At 39.8% G+C, this 22448-nt stretch carries 20 protein-coding genes; 12 read left to right on the top strand and 8 right to left on the bottom strand.

The window, feature by feature from the left end; all coding sequences use genetic code 11:
• Positions 1-10: 10 nt before the first annotated feature.
• The 10 genes from B2O97_RS11635 (at position 11) to B2O97_RS11590 (ending at position 15243) form a co-directional block, all read left to right on the top strand.
• Entirely contained in the window at positions 11-1639 is a 1629-nt protein-coding gene (locus B2O97_RS11635; RefSeq protein WP_070561736.1) for a DUF6377 domain-containing protein, read from the top strand.
• A gap of 256 nt (positions 1640-1895) precedes the next feature.
• Positions 1896-4874, top strand: a complete 2979-nt coding sequence (locus B2O97_RS11630) for a SusC/RagA family TonB-linked outer membrane protein (RefSeq protein ID WP_286767419.1) — start codon at positions 1896-1898, stop codon at positions 4872-4874.
• Between the two features lie 11 nt (positions 4875-4885).
• Entirely contained in the window at positions 4886-6403 is a 1518-nt protein-coding gene (locus B2O97_RS11625) for a RagB/SusD family nutrient uptake outer membrane protein (protein WP_286754751.1), read from the top strand.
• Positions 6404-6481: 78 nt separating this feature from the next.
• Positions 6482-7954 carry a glycoside hydrolase family 30 protein gene (locus B2O97_RS11620; protein ID WP_172462320.1) on the top strand — a complete coding sequence of 491 codons (1473 nt, stop codon included), beginning with the start codon at positions 6482-6484 and terminating at the stop codon, positions 7952-7954.
• 57 nt (positions 7955-8011) lie between these two features.
• Entirely contained in the window at positions 8012-9352 is a 1341-nt protein-coding gene (locus tag B2O97_RS11615) for a DUF5125 domain-containing protein (protein ID WP_286767418.1), read from the top strand.
• Positions 9353-9543: 191 nt separating this feature from the next.
• A complete protein-coding gene (locus tag B2O97_RS11610) occupies positions 9544-9921 on the top strand; it encodes a hypothetical protein (protein WP_075990767.1) in 378 nt (125 codons plus the stop codon).
• A 384-nt stretch (positions 9922-10305) separates the two neighbouring features.
• Complete coding sequence (locus B2O97_RS11605; protein ID WP_286767417.1) at positions 10306-11211, top strand: hypothetical protein; 906 nt, start codon at positions 10306-10308, stop codon at positions 11209-11211.
• A gap of 5 nt (positions 11212-11216) precedes the next feature.
• On the top strand, positions 11217-13205 hold the full coding sequence (locus tag B2O97_RS11600; RefSeq protein ID WP_286767416.1) for a TonB-dependent receptor plug domain-containing protein: 1989 nt from the start codon (positions 11217-11219) through the stop codon (positions 13203-13205).
• Positions 13206-13228: 23 nt separating this feature from the next.
• Complete coding sequence (locus tag B2O97_RS11595; protein ID WP_070561724.1) at positions 13229-14077, top strand: MbnP family protein; 849 nt, start codon at positions 13229-13231, stop codon at positions 14075-14077.
• 143 nt (positions 14078-14220) lie between these two features.
• Positions 14221-15243 (top strand): cytochrome-c peroxidase, encoded by a 1023-nt coding sequence (locus B2O97_RS11590; protein WP_286767415.1) that lies wholly within the window; start codon positions 14221-14223, stop codon positions 15241-15243.
• A gap of 7 nt (positions 15244-15250) precedes the next feature.
• Here the strand turns inward: B2O97_RS11590 and folP are convergent, their stop codons facing one another.
• From folP to B2O97_RS11570, 4 genes are read right to left on the bottom strand one after another with little or no spacing between them, the layout of a single operon-like run.
• The gene (gene folP, locus B2O97_RS11585; RefSeq protein WP_286767414.1) at positions 15251-16093 is read right to left on the bottom strand and encodes a dihydropteroate synthase; all 843 of its coding nucleotides are present in this window, start codon (positions 16091-16093) and stop codon (positions 15251-15253) included.
• Positions 16094-16125: 32 nt separating this feature from the next.
• Positions 16126-16605, bottom strand: a complete 480-nt coding sequence (locus B2O97_RS11580; protein ID WP_286709470.1) for a DUF4920 domain-containing protein — start codon at positions 16603-16605, stop codon at positions 16126-16128.
• A 1-nt stretch (position 16606) separates the two neighbouring features.
• Complete coding sequence (locus tag B2O97_RS11575; protein WP_070561718.1) at positions 16607-17185, bottom strand: L-threonylcarbamoyladenylate synthase; 579 nt, start codon at positions 17183-17185, stop codon at positions 16607-16609.
• A gap of 24 nt (positions 17186-17209) precedes the next feature.
• Entirely contained in the window at positions 17210-18028 is an 819-nt protein-coding gene (locus B2O97_RS11570; RefSeq protein WP_070561716.1) for a 2,3,4,5-tetrahydropyridine-2,6-dicarboxylate N-succinyltransferase, read from the bottom strand.
• A 177-nt stretch (positions 18029-18205) separates the two neighbouring features.
• Here B2O97_RS11570 and B2O97_RS11565 point away from each other — a divergent pair, with 177 nt between their 5' ends.
• Both B2O97_RS11565 and B2O97_RS11560 read left to right on the top strand, forming a co-directional pair.
• Positions 18206-18616, top strand: a complete 411-nt coding sequence (locus tag B2O97_RS11565) for an RNA-binding S4 domain-containing protein (protein ID WP_070561714.1) — start codon at positions 18206-18208, stop codon at positions 18614-18616.
• Positions 18609-19658, top strand: a complete 1050-nt coding sequence (locus tag B2O97_RS11560; RefSeq protein WP_083295785.1) for an isoaspartyl peptidase/L-asparaginase family protein — start codon at positions 18609-18611, stop codon at positions 19656-19658. The genes B2O97_RS11565 and B2O97_RS11560 overlap by 8 nt, the downstream gene beginning before the upstream one ends.
• A 118-nt stretch (positions 19659-19776) precedes the next feature.
• On the opposite strand, the gene ytxJ is transcribed toward B2O97_RS11560, so the two are convergent.
• The 4 genes from ytxJ to B2O97_RS11540 all read right to left on the bottom strand — a co-directional run bounded on the left by ytxJ (position 19777) and on the right by B2O97_RS11540 (position 22393).
• Positions 19777-20115: a bacillithiol system redox-active protein YtxJ gene (gene ytxJ / locus B2O97_RS11555; protein WP_286767413.1), complete on the bottom strand. Its 339-nt coding sequence runs from the start codon at positions 20113-20115 to the stop codon at positions 19777-19779.
• A gap of 1 nt (position 20116) precedes the next feature.
• Positions 20117-20857, bottom strand: a complete 741-nt coding sequence (locus B2O97_RS11550) for a hypothetical protein (RefSeq protein ID WP_286767412.1) — start codon at positions 20855-20857, stop codon at positions 20117-20119.
• 287 nt (positions 20858-21144) lie between these two features.
• Positions 21145-21633, bottom strand: a complete 489-nt coding sequence (gene ribH, locus B2O97_RS11545) for a 6,7-dimethyl-8-ribityllumazine synthase (protein WP_070561710.1) — start codon at positions 21631-21633, stop codon at positions 21145-21147.
• 88 nt (positions 21634-21721) lie between these two features.
• Positions 21722-22393 carry a tetratricopeptide repeat protein gene (locus B2O97_RS11540; protein WP_046674761.1) on the bottom strand — a complete coding sequence of 224 codons (672 nt, stop codon included), beginning with the start codon at positions 22391-22393 and terminating at the stop codon, positions 21722-21724.
• Positions 22394-22448: the final 55 nt, after the last annotated feature.

Genomic DNA, 22448 nt, shown 5'->3' with positions numbered 1-22448 from the left:
CGAGTTTATTATGTTGCAGCGCATTTTTCTTTTTATTCTTTTTGCTCATTTTAGTCTTTACCTATCTGCGCAAGTAGATTCCGATAGTACCCGGGTTTTGCAACGATTGGAATATTTGATGGAAAATCAGAAAATTTACATCAAGAACCGTGAAGATAAATTGGAGAAATTAAAACAGGAGGCCAAAGCATTAGAAAGTAATCCTGTTCAATTTTTGAAGAAGAACTACGAAATCTTTGAAAATTATAAGAAGTTTGATTCTGACGCAGCACTTACTTATATTTTACTGTGTCAAAAGCTCGCTCCACCGAATAATGACTCCTTACAGGCGGTTATTCATCTCGATTTGGCCTGGGTGTATTCCACCATTGGACGGTATATAGAAGCTTCACAATTGTTAAAGCAAGTTGAGCCCGCTCATCTTGGCCGGGATCTCTTGGCGAAATATTACGATACCTACAGCTCCTTTTATAGTCATTACGGTCAGAGCAATAATCGATCGGAATATTACCAGGCAAGTGAAAAGTATCGTGATTCTCTGTTAACTGTACTACCAAAGTCTTCCTTGGAGTATCGTACAACCATTGCTATAAAAACACTTTTTAATGGTAATCGTGAGGATGCTAAAAAGCAATTGTTGGTCCTCTGGAATGAGAACAAAAAGGATATTGAGCAGCGCGCGCTGATAGCCTATTTTATGGGGCTCATTTACAAATATGAAAAGGATACAAAAAGTCAAATTTACTATCTTTCCATATCAGCCAGTGCAGATATTGAAATGGCTAATCGCGACAACGCATCTTTTCATGATCTGGCGCTAACGTATTACGACCAACAGGATTTCGATCGCGCTTTTCAGTTTATTGAAAAAGCCATAGACGATGCGATGTTATGTAAAGTGCGGTATCGCATTATTGAAGGTACCTCTTCTTATCCTATAATCAATGCCGCCTATCAGCAGAAAATCAGTAGCCAAAATCGGCAACTGGTAGGCTTGGTCATTATCGTCAGTATTTTATTGATTGGTGTAATCATTGGACTTGTCATTATTTATAGACAAGTGCAACATTTGAGAAGGATACGATCGGAATTATCGGCTACAAACCAACAACTTCGATCATTGAATGATGAAATAAACCAGACTAACCTTAAATTATCTGAATCCAATCATATTAAAGAAGAATATATTGCGCAATTCTTTGATATGTGTTCGAGTTATATCGATAAAATGGAAGATATCAGAAAAGCACTGTTGAAAAAAGCGACGAATCAGCAGTGGGATGCCTTACGCGAACAGTTAAAGTCAACGCAAATGGAAGAAAGAGAGGTGCAGCAACTCTATGTTAATTTTGACCGTATCTTTTTAAATCTATATCCAACCTTTGTTGATGAATTCAATGCCTTACTTCAGGAGGACGAGAAAATCTATCCCAAAAAAACTGAATTGTTAAATACTGAACTTCGGATTTTCGCATTGATTCGATTAGGGATCGATGATTCTGTGAAGATTGCAAGTTTCCTTCGATATTCTCTTCGGACAGTTTATAATTATAGAACAAAAGTGCGTAATAAGGCTGCGGGAAACCGCGATGCTTTTGAAGCTGCTGTGTGTCAGATTGCGGTGATCGACCGGGCCTAAAATGTAGGGTAATACCCGAAAATTGGCTGTTTTAAAGACGATTGTACGCTCCTGTAGGTACTTTTTAATGCTGTATTTAATTTGTAATAATCTTTATGTTAGCTGTTTGCATTTTTTTTCTGGTACTTTTTCAGTACTAGCTCTTTTTTCTCCGTCTTGGTGATCTTAGTTTTGTTTTGAGCAATGAAGCAGGGGAAACTCATTGCCATTTTGGAATAACCAAAAGATTAAACAATAACCAATTTTTTTATTTCATATGATTTACTTTACACGAAAAGTTGCCTTTTCAATGGGGCTAGCTTTCTTGTTTACTTTGGTGAATTTGGTATTTGCCCAAGACCGAGTTCAAGTCAGTGGACGTATCTTGGATGCTCAAGATCAGAAACCACTCTCTGGAGTAACCATTACACAAAAAGGAAGTAATAATGCAGTCTCCAGTAATGCAGATGGGCGTTTTCAAATTTCTGCTAGCATCGGCAGTATACTCCAATTTACCTTTGTTGGCTACGACAGCAAAGAATTGCCTGCCAACAGTACCATGGTCGTCCAATTGAATTCATCAACCAATATGCTGGAGGATGTCATTGTAATCGGTTATGGTAGCGTCAAAAGAAAAGATGTCACGACTGCAATCTCTTCTGTTTCCACGAAAGACCTTGAAAAGAGGCCCGTCACCAATTTTGGACAAGCCATTCAAGGTAAGGCTGCCGGCGTCACTGTTATTCAGCCGAGTGGCCAGCCAGGTGCAGCACCTCAGATACAAATTCGGGGGATAACGTCTTTTAATAGCAATACGACTCCCTTATATGTTGTTGATGGAGTTCCTGTGGAAGATATTAAGTTCTTGTCTCCCAATGATATCACGGACATTCAAATTCTAAAGGACGCCTCATCGGCAGCGATCTACGGCTCGCGTGGTTCGAACGGTGTCATCTTGGTTACGACAAAATCAGGAAAAGCCGGCGAGGCAATAATTACGCTTGGAACACAGTGGACAGCCAATGTTGTCAATAACACTGTCAACGTTTTAAATACCAGTCAATACAAAGACTTACAGGATGAAATAGGTATGATAAATCTGCCAGAGGGATTGTTGGATCAAACGGATTGGTTCAAAGAAACCTACAAGACAGGTATTCAACAAAATCATCAAATATCCATCTCGGATGGTAATGAGAAGCTTCGTTACTATTTAGGTGGAGGGTACTTGAACGAAAAAGGAACATTACAAGGATCCTTTTTTAGACGATATAATTTTCGTGCTAATATTGATAACCAAGTTCGAAAATGGCTAAAGGTGAATGCGAATATCAATTATTCCGATAACAATGATAATGGAATTACCTCCGGATTGGGTTCTAACCGTGGTGGAGTAGTTACATCTGTAATCACAACACCTACTTACGCCCCTGTATGGGATCCAACAAATCCAGATCGATTCTATAATAATTTTTATGGGATCAACAACATTACAAGTCCATTGGAAAACTTAGCCCGGACAAGGAATAACAATAACCGCGAAAACCGTCTTGTTGCCACAGGAAGTGCATTGATTTCCTTTATGCCTAACTTAACATGGAAAACTTCGTTTTCATTAGATCGAAGATCCGGGGTGATGACCACTTTTTTGGATCCTTGGACGACAGCGTGGGGAAGAAATCAATTCGGGGAAGCTTCAGATATTCGTAATACAAATACCGTGTTAACGTGGGACAATTTCTTGACATACACGAAGAACTTCGGAAAGCATAATTTGGAAGTAATGGGCGGTTCGTCATGGACGGATTCTAAGTACTCCAGAAGCTATATCTATGGTTCAAACTATGCTAATGGAATCATTGAGACACTTAATGCTGCAAATAAGATCTCTTGGGATAGAACAGGATCTACAGCATCCAATTGGGGGATTATGTCCTATTTCGCACGCGCAATGTACAATTATGATGGCAAGTATTTATTGACCGCAAATATGCGTGCCGATGGTTCTTCCAAGCTAAGTCCAGAACGACGTTGGGGCTATTTTCCATCGGTATCGGCTGCTTGGAGAATCTCTGCTGAAGATTTTATGAAAGATGTAACCTGGATAAACGACTTAAAAATCCGGGGGGGATGGGGACAGACAGGTAATCAATACGGATTAGGCGATTATGCTTACCTGCAATTGAGCGGTATCCAACGTCAACAATGGTTTGTTGAGGGAAAAGACAATGCTGTACCAAATATCAATAAACCCACAATCTTAAGAGCGAAAGATTTAACTTGGGAAACGACAAGCACAACCAGTATCGGTTTTGATATCACGATGTTGAATAATCGACTCAGCATCAGCGCAGATTACTACAACAAGGATACCAAGAATCTTTTAATGAATGCGAGCTTGCCTGCAGGACAGCAAGCAACTACAATCCAAAGAAATGGTGGAAGGTTGAATAATCATGGTTTTGAATTTGCGGTAAATTCGAAAAATCTGACCGGAAACTTGACTTGGAATACAGATTTTAATATCTCTTTCAACAGAAATAAGCTTCAGCAGCTCGACTTACAACAGGTGTATTATGATGTCAAAACGAACGATTATGTCAATGATTTTGTGGTGAAAAATGAGCCCGGAAGATCGCTTGCAGGATTCTTCGGTTATATTTCAGATGGCGTAAACCCTGAAACCGGTGAGCTCATGTATCGCGACCTGAACGGAGATGGCAAGATCTCGTCAAGCGACCGTACGTATATCGGCAATCCCCTGCCAAAGTTTGTGTATGGTATGACAAATAGTTTCTCTTGGAAAAATTTCGATCTAAGCATATTCATTCAGGGAACTTATGGAAACGACATCTTCAATGCCAGCCGTATGGAAACAGAGGGGATGTATGATGGTCGAAATCAAACGACAGTTGTATTGGATCGCTGGCGGGTACCGGGACAGATTACACATGTTCCTAAAGCTGGCTTTGACATGAAAAATTCAACCTATTTTGTTGAAGATGGTAGTTATTTGCGGATGAAAAATGTGTCCTTGGGCTATTCCATTTCTCCGGAGAGACTGAAGCGTATTGGTATCCATAAAATTCAGCCTTATCTATCTGTAAGCAATCTGTTTACCTTGACTAAGTATTCAGGTATGGATCCGGAAGTAAACCAATATTCGGGCGGATCCGATTCCAGAATCCAAGGTATAGATTGGGGTACCTATCCACAGAATCGTTCATTTGTTTTAGGTCTTAATATTGAGTTTTAATTGTCTGTATCATGAAAAAATATATAAGTAATGCTCTTTCTTTGCTAACCGGCTCTTTGTTTTTATTTTCTTGCTCTTTGAATCGTGATCCACTTTCAGATTATTCGGATGTGAGTCAAGGGAAGACCGAGACAGGAACGCAGATTGTTTTTAAGAATAGAGCTGAGGTTGAGACCTATTTGGCGGGGATTTATCAGCAAATGAAAGATCGGCAGGAACATTGGTATCTCGATCTGCTCCTAATCGGAGATTCCCATGCCGATAATTCCTATGCGGGAACGACGGGAGCGGAAGTTGTACCTTTCGAAAATAATTCTATTGAAGGGTCTAATTCGGTTGTTGACCGGGATTGGGGAAGATATCTGGAAGATGTTGGACGTGCAAATCGATTGATCATTTACGTTGATAGTGTTGCTGATAAATCGTTGAGCGATACGGATATTAGAACGTATAAGGCACAAGCTAAACTATTCAGAGCATTGGCGATGTTTGATATGGTCCGTATATTCGGATCTATCCCTGTCATTACCACAATTGCACCCGATATTACTGGTGACAATGTCAATGAAGTTTATCCGCAATATTTTCCAAAACAAGCCACAGAAGAAGAAGCCTATAAGCAGATCGAAAAAGACTTGATGGACGGATTGGCTGATGCACCAGCCAACAATAATGGGAATAAGACTTTATTTACCAAATCCGTCGCACGAGCGATGCTGGCAAAGATCTATGCCGAAAAACCAATTCGCGATTACGCTAAAGTTATCCAATATGTTGACGCATTGACTGCGGATGGATTTGATCTGAATACCAATTACTCAGATCTATATGCAATGAATGCAAGCAACACAGATCTTGCACAGCGGAATACGAAAGAATCGATTTTGGAAGCACAGTTTACTTCGGGTGGAGGTAATTGGGCGACTTGGATGTTTGGAAGGGATTTGTCCAATTATGATAATAACTTCACATGGGCCAAATGGATAACCCCATCTCGGGATTTGATTCAAGCGTATACGAATGAAGGGGACCAGGTTCGTTTGGGGCAATCTATTGTTTATTATTCCACTACTTGGAGCAACTATTATCCGTCAAACCATTATCCATTCATGTTTAAATTACGTTCTGCATTTAATAGTATTGTCAAGCTTCGTTACGCAGACCTTTTATTGTTAAAAGCGGAAGCATTAATTCAGCAGGGATCAGATCTATCTGGAGCGGCAGACATTATTGACAAAATTCGCACCCGTGCTAAATTGCCTAAAATATCCGCTGCCGTACGTTCAAATAAGGATGCTTTATTAGACGCTTATTTGAAAGAACGTCGTCTTGAATTGGCCTTCGAAGGACAACGATGGTTTGATCTCGTGCGCTTAGATAAGGTGGAATCTGTCATGAATGCTGTTTATGCTAAAGATGCTGGAAGAAAGGCACAGGTGTATCCCTTCACGAAGAACTCTTACCGTTTACCGATTCCGCAACCAAAAATTGATCAGAATCCTAATCTAGTTCAGAATCCGGGGTATTAACTGATTTAACAACGGAAATCCTCATTTGATGGATGGCGAAAAATTTATTAACAGATGAAACGCAATAATAAAAAAACTATGATATATACATTCTTGTTGTCCTGTCTAGTGACGGCAACATCTTGTAACCGTGACAGCTATACACCTTCACAAGGTGATGAAATTAAAAAAAGTGGTGACGTTACCATTTATACGACGACAGGCAGTCGGTCTTTGGATTTTGGAAAACGCTTTGTTGATTTCAGTTCCAAATTTAACATGTCGCCTAATACAATTACGCTAGATCCAGCTAAGAAATTTCAGACAATGGACGGCTTCGGTGCAGCAGTTACAGGCTCTACCTGCTATAATCTGATGAAGATGAGTAAGGAAGATCGAACAAAATTTCTTACGGAGACTTTCTCAGATAAAGATGGAATGGGAATGAATTACATCCGTATTGCTATTGGATGTTCCGACTTCTCTTTGAGTGAATATACCTGCTGGGATAAGGAAGGAAAGGAAAATTTTGGACTACAGTCGGAAGAAACACAATATATCATTCCAGTGCTGAAAGAAATACTTGCCATCAATCCATCCATAAAAATCATGGGCTCTCCATGGACTCCACCGAAATGGATGAAAGTTAACAACTTAACTGATTTAAAGCCCTTTGATTCGTGGACCAGTGGTCAGTTAAATCCAAAGTATTATCAGGACTATGGTTGGTATTTTGTTCAATGGATCCAAGCAATGAAGAAAGAAGGCATTAATATTTATTCGATTACTGTTCAAAATGAACCGTTGAACAGAAAAAATTCCGCTTCGCTTTATATGTCATGGCAAGAGCAACAAGCTTTTGTCAAACAAGCTTTGGGCCCACAGTTAAAAGCGGCTAACTTATCAACAAAGATCTATGCATTTGATCATAATTATAACTATGATAACATTGCTGATCAGGCTGATTACCCTGTAAAGATCTATAACGATGCCGGAGCGGCTTCATTCTTCGCCGGAGCGGCGTACCATAATTATGGTGGGGATAAGGCTGAACTTATCGATATTCATAATCAACGCCCAGATAAGGAACTGGTATTTACGGAAACATCCATTGGGGAATGGAATGATGGACGCAATCTTGAAAAACGTTTGATGGAGGATATGCGTGAAGTTGCATTGGGCACCGTCAACAATTGGAGCAAGGGCGTCATTGTATGGAACCTGATGCTTGATACCGACAAAGGGCCAAATCGCGAAGGTGGCTGTCAGACATGTTATGGCGCCGTGGATATTAGTAAGGCAAATTATAAGAATATAACGCGCAATTCGCATTACTATATTGTTGGTCATCTTTCCTCGGTGGTCAAATCAGGGGCCACACGGATTGGGGCTTCTGGGTATACAGCGGAAGGGTTGGTTTATACTGCATTTCAAAATACAGACGGAACCTATGCTGTTGTTCTGTTAAACGAATCGGGCGATAGTCGTAAAATTACCTTGGCAGATGGTAAACATCATTTTAGTTATGATGTGCCAGCTAAGTCGGTTGTTTCTTACCGCTGGACCTATTAATTGGAGGATGATAGACCTTAAGCGCTATCACATGGATAGCGCATAAATTATGAACAAATGAAAAGATATCTCATCAATATACTATTTGGAACTGCTGCTATTACGGCAGTTAGTTCCTGTAAAAAGGATGAAAAATATACCTATCAAATAGGGGATCCTAAAATCGAATTGAAATCGCCTATCTCGACTGCAAATTTTGGGGATAGTCTCGAATTTCAGGTGCATGTGTCGGATAGTGAAGTTGCGCTGTCTACTGTTAAAGCACAATTGTATTTTACAGACGACAAGGTAACAGAAACCGTCATTCGTACCAAACAAAATGGAGATTATACTGGAAAAATTTATGTTCCGTTCCTGAAAGATATTCCCGATGGAAAAGCAACCCTTAAGTTTGTCTTACAGAATATTAGCCAAAAAATAACGGAACAATCTTTTGATATTAATCTGAGCAGACCCGACTTTCCATATTTAACTTTAGTCACAGCATCTAAGTCCTATCGCATGGAAAGGGTAGGGCGTAATCAATATGCGGCAAAAGAGAATTTTCCATTTTCGGTAAAGGGCTATATTCAAGCACCAAAAGTGGGCGCACAAGGCAATCTGATGAATTTTGGTTGGGTCAATAATGTTATAAACCTAGGGTCTACGGCTGAAATCCCATTTTCAAATTCAACTTCTGGAACCTATAGCATCGCATTTAATACCTCAACTTATCAAGCTTCACCGTTTATTATTGCTTATGCCATTAATGGAACGGTATTCAGTCGCCTTGATGATGAGCACTTTAAGGCAGAGTTGAATATGGTAAAAGGCGAGAAGGTGGTTATTGACGGAATAGAAGATCTGAAGAATTGGTGGATTGATCCGGACTATTTTACACAAGCTCCTGACGGATCAATCGCTTTCAACGGAATGAACGGTAAGTATCGCGTTACTGCGGACTTTACCTTAAAATATTTTGTGGTTGAAGCGATGACAGGTAATGATTTAGCAAAATTACAAGATGACGGAAGTGGGGCGGTTTGGATTATTGGTGAAGGAATCGGAAAACCTAAGGTATCCAGTAATCAGGTAGGCTGGAACACAGATAAAGCGCTTTGTCTGGTGCCGCTAGGCAACAAGAAATACCAGATAACTGTTAAGGCAGGAGAGTCTATAAATTCTGATAACATCAATTTCAAATTTTTCCATCAAAAGGGATGGGGCGGTGAATTTGGTGGCACAGACCTGACAACGACAAGTGATATCGTTTTTGTGGGGGATGGAAAGAATGGACGCGACTCAGGCAATCTTGGCATCAAAACCGGTAAAGTATTAGAGATCGGTAAAACCTATGTTTTTACATTGGATTTAACTGCAGGTAATAAGAAAGCTGTCTTGACGATTGCGACAAAATAATAAAGATTGATTTTTTCCAAGTCCCAGGTAGTTTGCTATCTGGGACTTTTTCTTTCGAATGGAATTTGTTTATTCCAAGTTTCATTTGTTATATTTGCCCAAACTCACACGGATTATCATGAGTTGGCCAGTTTACAAGATAATGAAGTAATCTTCCTGATGTAAGCTGCTATTGAGAATAAAATATTCGAATGAAAATCAGACTGTTTATATGGATTCTATTACCCTTGATGCTCCTACAGAGCTTCTCAACGGTATGGCTATGGACAGTCTTCGAGTTGAATCGAGATTATATCGCACGTTACGAATGTATCAATCGTTTTAACGATAATGCGCTTGCCTGTCGAGGCCAGTGTATTTTGATGAAGAAAATGCGCGAACATGAGGAAAAGGAACAAAAAAATCTTGAATTACGTATTATTGATGTTGTTTTTATAAATAATACGCAAGATTTTACGTTTAAAAACACGGCTCTTTATGAAGACACTGTGGAGCGCCTGCTTCCAGTATATAAAGAAGATTATTCCTATAATCCCATCTTTACAATATTTCACCCCCCTTTGGTTTAAATCCAGCTAGTAATTTATTTGAATAAGTAATCGATCGCTGATGATGGTTTACAGTGTAAGCTAGGGCTAGTATCGCTTTATAATTGCGTTGTGAAAATGCGTTTAGCGATGTCTTGTCAAAGTAATCAATCCTCCGATTAAACTACTTATTCAGTATTTATTTCAAAGAAACCAATATGGTTATTTGGACTACATTTCGATGTGGCTCTGAATCATTATAATGTTGATCGTGGTTAGTAATCTACTTAAAATCAACAGGATGATTTCATTTCGCTACAAAAATATATCCATTTGTCATATAGGATGCCAGCATGATTTATTTAAACCGGGCTTGCGAGTTCACGAAGTAAATCGGAAAGCTTCCTTATACATGAAATATTATAGATGAGAGATTTATTTATAAAAAAAGCGGGTTTTTATATCGCGATTATAGGTCTTCTTGTAGTCGGCTGTACCAAGGCAAAAACAGACTATGAGGCCGAACGGGGAAATACTGTTGAAGAGAATATGGAGTTTAAAGAGGTTACAAGCCTTATTTCTTCAGGGTACAATATTCATATTGAAGCCCCGGGCGGGGTATTGTACCGCGGTTATAATGATATCCGCGTGAAAATCAATAAGCAGCAAAATAATGAACCTGTAGCCGTTTCCGCAGTCAAATTGCTGCCCATCCAAACCAATATGCAAGGACTGAAAATTGTTTGTCCAAACCAGCCCGTAATGGACCATACGTTAGATGGAAACTACTTTTCGGGTTACAGTGTGTTTACAGATGAAAGTTCTGCAGCAGCAAACTGGAGTTTGGAAATCGATTTTAAAATTGGCGATCAGACTTTCTCTGCTGCACAGCATGTAACTGTAATGCCGCAGACCAATAAAAATCGTAATATAACCACCTTTACCGGGAAAGATGGCGAACACTATTTAATCGCCTTGATTGCTCCTTGGAAACCAAATGTTGCTGAAAATAAACTGGTCGCAGGTATTTATAGATTAGACACTGCGCAATTGTCTTATACAAGAGTCAACGGATACACCTTGCAGTTAGATCCGCGTATGCCAGAACCTTCGATGGGCAACCATTCTTCCCCCAATAATAAGGACTTGGTCCAACAGGCCAACGGATTGTACCAAGGTGTTGTCAATTACACCATGACAGGCAACTGGACGCTGAATTTTATTTTGGTCAACCAAAATGGAAGGGCAATAGCAGGGACTGAGGTGCCGAAGGATTTCACTCCGGGGGTAGAAGGGCGTAAAAGTGAGTTATACATCGACATTCTATTTTAGAGGCTATGAAGAAAATAAGTGTTATGCTCTTTATGTTGTCTTTGGGATGGAATGTACACGGACAAAACAATCCTATTACGCGCGATACCACGAGACGTCTAGCGGAGGTTACAGTCACCGCTGCTACTAAAAGGAGGATCGAAAACGATCTAAAGATGACAGTCTCCGTGGATGAATATTTGGCTTCTGCAAGTAATATCAGCTTCATCAAACGCGGTGCCTACGCTTGGGAACCCCTACTCAATAATATGAGTAGCGAGCGTTCGACAATTACGATCGACGGGATGCATGTCTTTGGTGCATGTACGGATAAAATGGATCCGATAACCTCTTATGTAGAAAGTAATAATCTTGCTGCCATCGATATTAAATCGGGGCAGGAGGGTAATCTGCATGGCGCTACGGTCGCGGGCAGTATAGATCTAAAAAGAAGGAATACCTCGTTTGGGCTGCAGAAAAAAATTGGCGGAGCCTATCAGACAGGTTTTGAATTCAATAATAAGCAGACGTTCAATCTTGGAAATTTATATTACTCAAGCGACAAATTTGTGGCAGATGGAAGTATTGCCTTCCGGAAGGCTGGAAATTATTATGATGGAAATGACGATGAAGTACGGCATTCGCAATATAATAAATTCAATGCGTCTTTGGGCTTGGCCTATAAAACAAGTCCGCTCTCTGCCGTTAGGGTGGATGCTATTTTTGATCGGGCAAAAGATGTGGGATTTCCTGCTTTACCAATGGACCTATCCTTATCCAGAGCGATCATCACTTCCGCTACATACAAACAGTTGTTTGAAGAGGGCTTGGTAAAAGTATGGGACACCAAAGTTTATTTTAATGCTGTTGAGCACTATATGGATGATACAACCCGTCCGGAGAATTTGGTCCATATGGATATGCCAGGCTGGAGTACGACCTACGGTCTTTTGTCTAAAATTAATCTGCAGAAAGATCGTTATTCTTCGGAAATACAGGTAAATGCTTACGATAATCTATCGATAGCTGAGATGCGCATGTACCCGCAGGATCGATCCAAACAGACCATGTTTGCCTATAGCTGGCCATGGGTGACCACACGATTCGCGAGTGTAGCCATTAATAACTCGTTAGATCTTTCTGATATCAGTAGACTTGTCTTTGGGGGGTCATTGGGTTTGAATTATAACTATTCGAAATACGTTGAATTCAACTGGATCTTTCATCCGGGTTCTCCACAGAAGAAAAATAGAATTCTGCCGAGCCTACATGCTAGCTATCAGTTAAATATTGGTCAGTTTGACTTTTCTCTAGGAACAGGGTTTGGGCATCGTGCTCCTTCTGTTTCGGAAGCGTATGGTTACTACATCTATAACAGTTTCGATCGTTATGACTATATCGGAAATCCAGATTTAAAAAATGAAGTTTCTTATGAAGCCAATGCCAGTGCCGGATTTAAGACCGGAAAGCTAAGTATTGGGGCCAAGGCCAATTATTTCTTTATACAAGACTACATTATTGGCCGGATTTTGAGTTTGGGTAGCCCCATGAACTATCAATCGGTAGGCGTGAAAGGCTATACCTCTTTAGATCATGCGACGTTGTTTAATCTGGCACTCAATGCGCAATATCAAATTTTGCCAGGTCTAGATTGGAAAGCTATACTTACCTATGCCAGAGGGCAAGACAATATGGGCGGAAACCTGCCCTTTATACGTCCCTTAAGTTATCAAACATCACTGCATTACAGATACAAAATGATCGGCGTGCAAACTTCAATGAACGGGGACTTTAGTCAAGTCAATTTTAGTCCTGAATACGGAGAGGACCAAACGGCATCCTATAAGATTTGGAATGTATCGGCAGATTATAACTTCAATATTGGGAAATTAAATGCCGCGTTTCAGGTTGGTGCGGAGAACCTTTTCAATGAATACTATAGTACCTATGCGGATTGGGGAAATATACCACGCATGGGTAGGAATATTTTTACATCCTTAAAAATCAATTTTTAAATACCTTAAAACTTAAAAATAAAATGAAAAACAATGCAATTAAACTCCTGATGATCTCTTTGGTTATGGTTTCTTGTAGCAAAAGTGAAGACGTCGCTAACAGTGTTAACTTACATTTCAACAATACATTTAAAAATACAACAATTGTGCTGGGTAGTGCAGATTCCCCAGCTGCCACGACAAATACATCCGCCAGCGGACAACTGTATCAGTTTTCTGAGCTAAAGTATGTAATTAGCAATATCAGACTTATTAAAGCCGACGGGTCTGAGATCCCTTATAATGTAAATGACCTGGATAAAGGGGCTACAGTAATTGATCAGGCGAAAGCAGCAACTTTAAATTATGTACTGAGTAATATACCTGTTGGCGAGTATAAACAGATCAAATTCGGTTTGGGGGTAAAACAGGAAATAAATACGCTGGATCAACTGAGATTCCCAGTTTTCTATGCAACAGCAGGAGCAAATGATACTAAAATGCATTGGGAATGGGGGACAGGTTACCGATTTACGAAATTGGAGGGCTTTTATGGTGTTGATCATAAAGAGTTGTCTATTCACACAGGAAGTACGGTCAACGGTACAAACGGCGATGAATCCACTTATAAACAGGGCGTAGATGCTTACCGGGACATTACGTTGAATTTACCTTCCATAGTTACTGTTGGAAAAAGTATACCACAGATTAACATCAGGGCAGATTTCGATAAACTCCTAAGCGGTAAAACGAATACCATCACATTGGGGGCCAATAATGCTACACCTAGTATTCATTCAGCAGTGGAAATGGTGAAGTTTGTTGATAATCTTGGCGGCAACGGAAGCAGCGATACAGCAGGGATGTTCACTGTTGAAGGTGTTTCTAACTAAATATGATGTAAATGGCTATGATCTGGAATGCGATTGTAGCCATTTATGGAAAACACATTAGGCATAAAAGCGAACGGATGCTTTCTGCATTAGACTCTTGTTTGCATTTTGAATATTCATCAACCCTTGATAAAATTAATAGGATGAAAAAAGTCATCTTAATCCTGACCATTATAGTGATTGCTTTATCCTGTAGTAGGGATGATATTGTTGGTTCTAAGCTGGAAGATAACCCTATAGTCACTTTCAATATTCCTGCGGATTTTCCGAGTCTAAATAATGCGTTTAAGAGCAATAAGCCAACAAAATATGGTGTTGAATTGGGGGAAAAGCTGTTTCATGAGAAAAGATTCAGTGGAAATAATACGATATCATGTGCCAGCTGCCATAACCCCGCATTGGCTTTTTCCGATGGAAAAATGCAGGCGGTAGGGATAGATGATCGTGTTGGATTTCGGAATACGCCGCCTTTGCAGAATTTGGCTTTTATGAAATTTTATAATTGGGATGGCAATATACTCGAACTGGAAAAGCAACCTTTAGTTCCAATTATCACGCATGAAGAGATGAACTCTTCTATCTTGGAGGTTATCGGCAAAATTAAAGGGGATTTTGACTACAAAGTATTGTTCAAGAAGGCTTTTGGCGATGAGAATATTACACCTGAACGAATTTATAAAAGCATTGGACAATATGAGTATACCCTAATTTCAGCCGACAGTAAATATGACAAGGTAAAACGAGGTGAAGGGGAGCAATTCACTATCGAGGAAGAACGGGGGTATCAGCTGTTTAAATTGAAATGTGAAAGCTGCCATGCATCAGAATTATTTACCGATCAGAGTTTTAGAAATGTCGGGTTTCCGTTAAACAAACATCCAGATGAGGCCGGGCGAGCACGTATCACAGGTATTGATACAGACTATATGGCTTTTCGGGTACCTTCTTTAAGAAATGCGGAGTATACAGCGCCTTATGGAAGTTTTGGGCAGTTCCCAACGTTGAAATCTGTGCTGGATTATTTCGACAAGGGTGTTTTGGATGCAGCTAACCTTGATCCGATTTTGAAAGAAAATGGAAAAAGAATTCCTATGACAGAAGAAGAAAAGGAAGCGATCATCGCTTTTATTAAAACATTAAGTGATCCGAAATTTGTAGGCAAATAATGCTGATTTACGAATAGAAGAGATCAACCAATTGCTTCGCTTCCTTTACATCATGTACGCGGAGAATTTGTACACCTCTTTCGAGAAGTAGCGTATTTAAAGCAGTGGTGCCGTTTAAAGCTTCCTGGGCAGTGATTCCGATTTTTTTATAAATCATGGATTTACGGGATATTCCGCCCAAAATTGGTAATTCAAAGTAATGAAGTTCATTGACACGATAGAGTAACTCATAGTTTTGTTCCACTGTCTTTGCAAAACCAAATCCCGGATCAAGAATAATATCTTTCACCCCCATACTTCTTAGCGTCGCAATGCGGTCACCTAAAAAGGTGGCTACGTCAGTTACAATATCATTGTAATCGGTTTTTTCCTGCATATTTTCGGGAATACCGCGCATATGCATGAGAATATACGGAACTTGATATTTTGCTACCGTGGCGAACATGTTATCGTCGAGTGTACCTCCCGAAACATCATTTATGATGTGCACTCCCGCATCGATTGCCGCAGCGGCAACGTCTGCCCTAAAGGTATCTATTGATAAAATTGCGTCAGGAAATGCAGTTTTAATCGCCCGAATAGCAGGAAGAGCTCGATCCATTTCCTCCTGTGATGAAATCAATGGAGCACCTGGACGTGAGGAATAGGCGCCAATATCAAGGATTTGAGCACCTTCAAGCAATAGCTTCTTGGCTTTCTCTACCGCAAGTTCGACGGTTGTATTGTCGCCACCATCATAAAATGAATCTGGAGTCACATTGAGTATCCCCATAATAATGGGCTTTTCGAAGCTCATCAAGGTACCATCGACCAGTATGGAATGACAGGGTGAAGGCTGGAATCTTTTCATCAGAACAATGCTAGGCGTGGTGAAAGAGGGTCTTATTTGACAACTAAAACACCGTCGGCAATAATGCTAATATCTTTTTTAGGTTGAGTAATCTGATCTATTTCAGCCTGTGATTTACCCAGATCCTTTGCCGCATGTTGTAACGACGCTACGGAAACTTCTTTTTTCTTCGCAATACCCTCGACAACAACCGTTTTACCGACAATGTCTGCTGGCATGAAGAAACCATAGTCCTTAAAACGAACGGTAATAGGTTCTTCACCTTCCCGTTGCAACGTCATGAAACAGCCTTTTTTCTTACATACCTCAACGACCTTACCGGCTACCTTTCCGTTGAATGCGTTCTTTTGCGTAAGTTCTTTTTCAAGCTTTGCTACTGAAATCGCATTGGACGCAGAGATTTCTTTCCCATATTTTACACCAGGTTTGGCGGCGGGAATATCCTTTTGCTGTGCCAAAGATATATTGGTAACAGCAAAGGCTAATGCAAAAAATAAAACGATCTTTTTCATGCTATTTTCTAATAAATTCAAATTTACCACTAGGGTCCAGCTTCATGACAGTAGATGATTTCCCATCTGTTGTTACGTTTCTGTCATAGGTAACAATATAGTCTACCCCATCCTTGATGGCATCCGATATTTCGTCAAAATCTTTTGCCGTTGGCTCACCACTGATATTTGCCGAAGTTGAAATGATCGGTTTGCGAAACCGTTGTAAAAGCTGTTCACAAAAAGGGTGTTTGACAATTCGAATGCCAATTGAACCGTCCTCAGCAATTGCATTGGGCGCAAGATTTTTGGCATTCGAATAGACAATTGTCAAGGGTTTTTCTGTATATTCAATAAGTTGATAAGCCACATCCGGGATTTCATTGACATAACTCGCTAATTGATTGTCGTTGTGTAAAAGGACGATCAGACTTTTGGATTTATCTCTTCCTTTTAGTTGGAAAACTTTCTCCACGGCTTCTGGATTGGTGGCATCACAGCCTATCCCCCAAATGGTGTCGGTGGGGTATAGAATTAATCCGCCGTTTTTTAACGTCTCCAAGGCCTTATTTAAATCCTCACGATCTACGAATGCACTCATCTTATCTTTATACTAGTTTTAACTTTATACAGCTACATTATGATCACGTAGTGCGTCATTTAATGAAGTCTTTTTGTCTGTAGACTCTTTACGTTGACCAATGATCAAAGCGCAAGGAACTTGGTATTCCCCCGCTGCAAATTTCTTGGTGTAAGAACCCGGAATAACAACAGAGCGGGCAGGTACATAACCTTTATATTCTACAGGTTCAGGTCCCGTAACGTCGATAATTTTTGTTGAGGCTGTCAATACAACATTGGCACCTAATACAGCCTCTTTTTCTACACGAATGCCTTCTACTACGATCGCTCTTGAACCGATAAAAACATTGTCCTCAATAATAACCGGGGCTGCTTGTACCGGCTCCAATACACCTCCAATTCCGACGCCGCCACTTAAGTGTACATGTTTCCCAATTTGCGCACAAGAGCCAACAGTTGCCCAGGTATCCACCATGGTACCTTCGTCTACATAAGCACCGATATTAACGTAAGAAGGCATCATAATCACTCCTTTAGCCAAATATGCACCTAAACGAGCGGAAGCTCCAGGTACAACACGTACACCTGTGTGCTTGTAGTCTGTTTTTAATTTCATTTTATCATGAAACACAAAAGGACCTGCAGTCATTTCGCGCATATCATTGATTGGAAAATATAAGATGACCGCTTTTTTTATCCAATCATTTACATGCCATCTTGTACCGATCATCTCAGCCACACGGATTTCACCGCTATCCAACTTCATGATAACAGCGCGGATCGCTTCTGTATATTCTTTATACTCCAATAATTGTCTATCTTCCCAAGCTTCCTCAATCAATTTTTTAAGTGGCTCTACCATATTATTTGTTTGCTTATTTGAATTAGTTTATTTTGATGTACAAACTTAGATAAAGTTGCAGTTAAAAGCAACTTTATCCATGGCTCCTTGTGCTTTAAGCATATATTTATAACGGAAATATGTTAATTTACCTGGAAGGGGCCCCGATAGTTTCTGAATATAATTATTTTTGTAAATATGGCTGGAACATCAGAAAAATTGAGAATTGATAAATATTTGTGGTCAATTCGCTTATTTAAGACAAGAACCTTGGCAACAGAGGCCTGTAAGGCTGGACGAGTAAAACTCAAAGGCCAAAATATAAAACCCTCTTATGAAGTTAAGATCGGAGATGTATACCATATCCAAAAGGGAATTGAAAAAAAAGTGGTGCAGGTGACAGGTCTTTTAGACCGTCGTGTTGACGCCAAGACTGCTGTTCAATTCTACGAAGATCAGACGCCTGTAGAAGAAACGGTAGGGTTTAAATCCGTATTTCATGCTCCTGTCCTAAAACGCGATCGCGGTACAGGGCGTCCTACGAAAAAAGACCGTCGTGAGATAGATGATTTACAATCTTCAGAATGGTGGGAGAAAGAAGATGAATAAGCTCAAGATAAGTGCTGTGATAATTGCGGGAGCCCTGTTGGCTATCTCCTGTAAGTCGTATAAAAAATCTGTAAACGTGACAGAGGGCGGATTTGTTTTGGCGATCCATGGTGGAGCGGGGACGATCTTGAAAAAGAATATGACAGATTCGATGGAACAAGCTTATCGGATTGTCTTAGAGCAAGCACTTCGTATAGGCTATCAAAAGTTGCAAGAAGGTAAATCCAGTTTGGATGCCGTCGAATCGGCTATCCATGTGATGGAAGACTCACCTTTGTTTAATGCAGGGAAAGGAGCGGTTTTTACACATGACGGACGAAACGAGCTGGATGCCTCGATCATGGATGGTAAATCCTTGGCTGCGGGCGCAGTTGCAGGAGTGACGACGATCAAAAATCCAATCTCAGCAGCAAAAGCGGTGATGGAACAGTCTGAGCACGTTATGATGGTGGGGAAAGGTGCCGAAGAATTTGCAAGAAAAGTGGGGCTAACCATCGTAGATCCTTCTTATTTTTGGACTAAAGCACGTTGGGATGCTTTGCAGAAAGTGAACAGGGAGGACAGTACGCAAACACAACTAGATCACGATCAAAAACAAAGCTCACGTTTAGGAATCATCAATAAGGATGCTAAATTTGGTACAGTTGGTTGTGTTGCTTTGGATAAAGCAGGTAACCTGGCCGCCGGTACATCTACAGGAGGGATGACAAACAAGAAGTTTGGACGTGTCGGAGATTCGCCAATTATTGGTGCTGGAACGTATGCGAACAATAATACCTGTGCTGTTTCCTGTACTGGATGGGGAGAATATTATATCCGCACCGTGGCTGCATATTCGGTGTCGGCTTTAATGGAATACAAAGGTGAGCATGTTGATAAGGCGAGCCGGCAAGTGATCGATCGGATTGGTGAAATGGGCGGAAATGGCGGCCTGATCGCACTGGATAAAAATGGACATGTTGCTATGCCTTTTAATACTGCCGGGATGTACCGGGGTACCGTGACCAAAGACGGTAAGATAACAGTAGAAATTTATAAATAGCCAATTCAGCTGTTTTCATCATCATAATATATCCCAAGGGATCAATATAACATATTAACCCCTTGGGATAAATTTTGTTAACTATTTTTTATTGAACAGCGATTACGGCCTATACTATTTAAATTGCCGTCAGGTATTGTTCAATCTCACCAAATTGGATATCGCCATGGGAAGCATCATATAGACTTTCTTTTCCTTCAACAATCAGTATCTGAGGGGATTGATGTGTTACATTCCAACGTTGGGCAATCTCATTTGATAATGGACGGTAGCGCAAAAGATCTAAAAGATAGATTGCATAATCATGGTCTGAAGTCGCAGACATACGCTCAAGACTGCGCTTAGCCATATTGCTGATACCACAAGTCGTGCTATGTTTAAAGATGGCTGCAACTTTATCAGATTGATAAAGCTCCTGTAACTGTTCCTCTGTATTTAATTCTATCCAGTTAATCATATTATAGTTCTGTAAATTTTTTCTGTTCTACTTGTACAAAAGACGAAATAGCGGAGAATATACAACTCTTTTGGTCATTGCTTGTCGAATTGAAGAAACTAGGTAAACGTATACCATCGCCAATCTCCTTATATTTGCTCACTTCATAAGTGTTTTTTTCGCCCTTATCTGTGTATTCGTAACGTACAATCTCACCGGTATTTTGATCAATGTAAAGCAAACCATCCATCTTTGAACCAAAGATAGTGCCTGACGAGCTGATAGTTGCTATCGTTAATTTTTGTCCAGCGCTGAAACTTTCCTTCTGACTTTTTAGCTGCACATTCTTCTGTCCGATCAAGGTGGGTAAAAGTAGTAGATTGAGATCCGAAAATAGCTGGTTTTTAATTGACTTTTTTAGCTCTGGCCCATCTCCAGCTATATTCCCTCCAATAAAGAGTTTATCGGCCCCTGGATTCTTAAAATTAAACAGATAGGTCACCTGATCTGTGGCGCTATAGCCGTCAAATCGACATGCTCCGGTGCTGCGATTGAACAAGAATTTTCGCTCTTCTTTTGACAATTGGTCGGAGATGGTATTTCCCTTTGCTGAGAATGCCAAATATTGCAAAGAATCCCATTTTTCCTGGCCACCAATACTTTGCCAAATCTGCTTGTTTAGACTATCGTCTTGCGCCACTAGATCCAGCTGACAGAATAACGTCAGCATAACGACCAAGAGTACATTCGATAATGTTTTCATAATCCTATTTTTTTAAGAAACAATCATCAAGTAAGCCGTATCAAAATTGATCGGGATAAACTTCATCATTGCGTCATTGTCTATAAAACTATCGATTGTTGTACATCTGATTTACAATACAATCAAAACAATTCAATAACAATTTATTCCAGTGAAAAAATAAAAATCGATTAATAAGATAACTGAATATGTTATTAATCGATTTGTATAAAATATAAGTAACTGAGTAATAAGCTGTGCTCAGTAATACTTTTCATCATTGAATGGTAGGCAAAATTAATACCAAACTAGAATTTTTTGGCAATATGAGCCATTTGTATTGCTGTAATAGCAGCTTCTTCACCTTTGTTGCCATGTTTTCCACCAGCACGATCCAATGCTTGCTGAAGGTTATCAGTAGTTAATACACCAAAAATGGCCGGTTTATTGTATTTGAGCCCTACATTGGCAATGCCATTTGCAACTGCATCGCAGATAAAATCAAAGTGTCTCGTCTCACCCTGAATGACGCAGCCTAAACAAATAACAGCATCAAAATTCTGGTTTCTGAACACAAGATCTGCTCCCGAAATTAATTCGAAACTTCCAGGAACCTCGATGACTTGGATATTTTTTTCTTGAGCGCCATGCTTCTCTAAGCCTGTAATTGCACCATTCAATAATGCACCTGTGATTTCTGCATTCCATTGTGCAACAACGATTGCAAATTTGAATGGACTTGCATCCGCAACCTGAATATGCGAAAAGTCGGATAAATTTTTAATGCTACTTGCCATAATAGGAACAAAGATAGTGATTTTAGATGGTCACAAAAAAAGAGGCTATCAAATAGCCTCTTTTTAGTATATTTTTATAATTATTCTATTATAAATGTGCTTGTACACGGCCTAATAAACCATCAATTGTTGAAGCTTCTTGGCTCTCCGGAAAATCTGTTTTAATCTTTTTGTAAGCTGTCTCTGCACTTTTGTAGTCATTTTGGGCTTCATATACAAGTCCTAGTTTTTTCAAAAAGAGTGGAGTTGTATACGAGTTGCTTGATTTTTCAGAAGCCTGCTTATAGTAGTCTGCAGCTTTTTTGTAGTCTTTTAATTCTGAATAAGCATCACCTGTTAAACCAATTACGAGTGGATCTAGAATTTGACTTCCTGTCGGAGCATATTTTTCAAGCGCTTTTGCAGCTTCATCGAATTTACCTTGACGCAAATACAAACCTCCTAAATATGCGTTTGCAATATTTGCGGATTTTGTATTGGAATATTCGTCCGCAATTTGTTTAAATCCAAGAAATGCACCATCGCCCATGATTGCTTTGCTTTGTAACGAATCAATTGTAGCAAGCTGTTCTGCTTTGTACATACGATTCGAAGCTTCTTCTGCTCTTGGATCTAGATAAAGCTTTTGATAACCAAAATAAAGTAAGATCAATACAACGATACCACCTAAAATGAACACGACACTTTTTTGGTTATCTTGAAAAAAAGATCCTTTTGAAGGTTTGAAACCTTGATTTGTATTATTTGTGTTTTTAGACATTACTAATCAGTAAAATATGGATTGCAAAAATACACTTTTCGAGCAAATTTGCAAG

The organism is Sphingobacterium sp. UBA865, assembly GCF_002295765.1.
GTDB classification, from domain to species: Bacteria; Bacteroidota; Bacteroidia; order Sphingobacteriales; family Sphingobacteriaceae; genus Sphingobacterium; species Sphingobacterium multivorum.
This window is presented reverse-complemented; position numbering and strand designations above follow the sequence as displayed.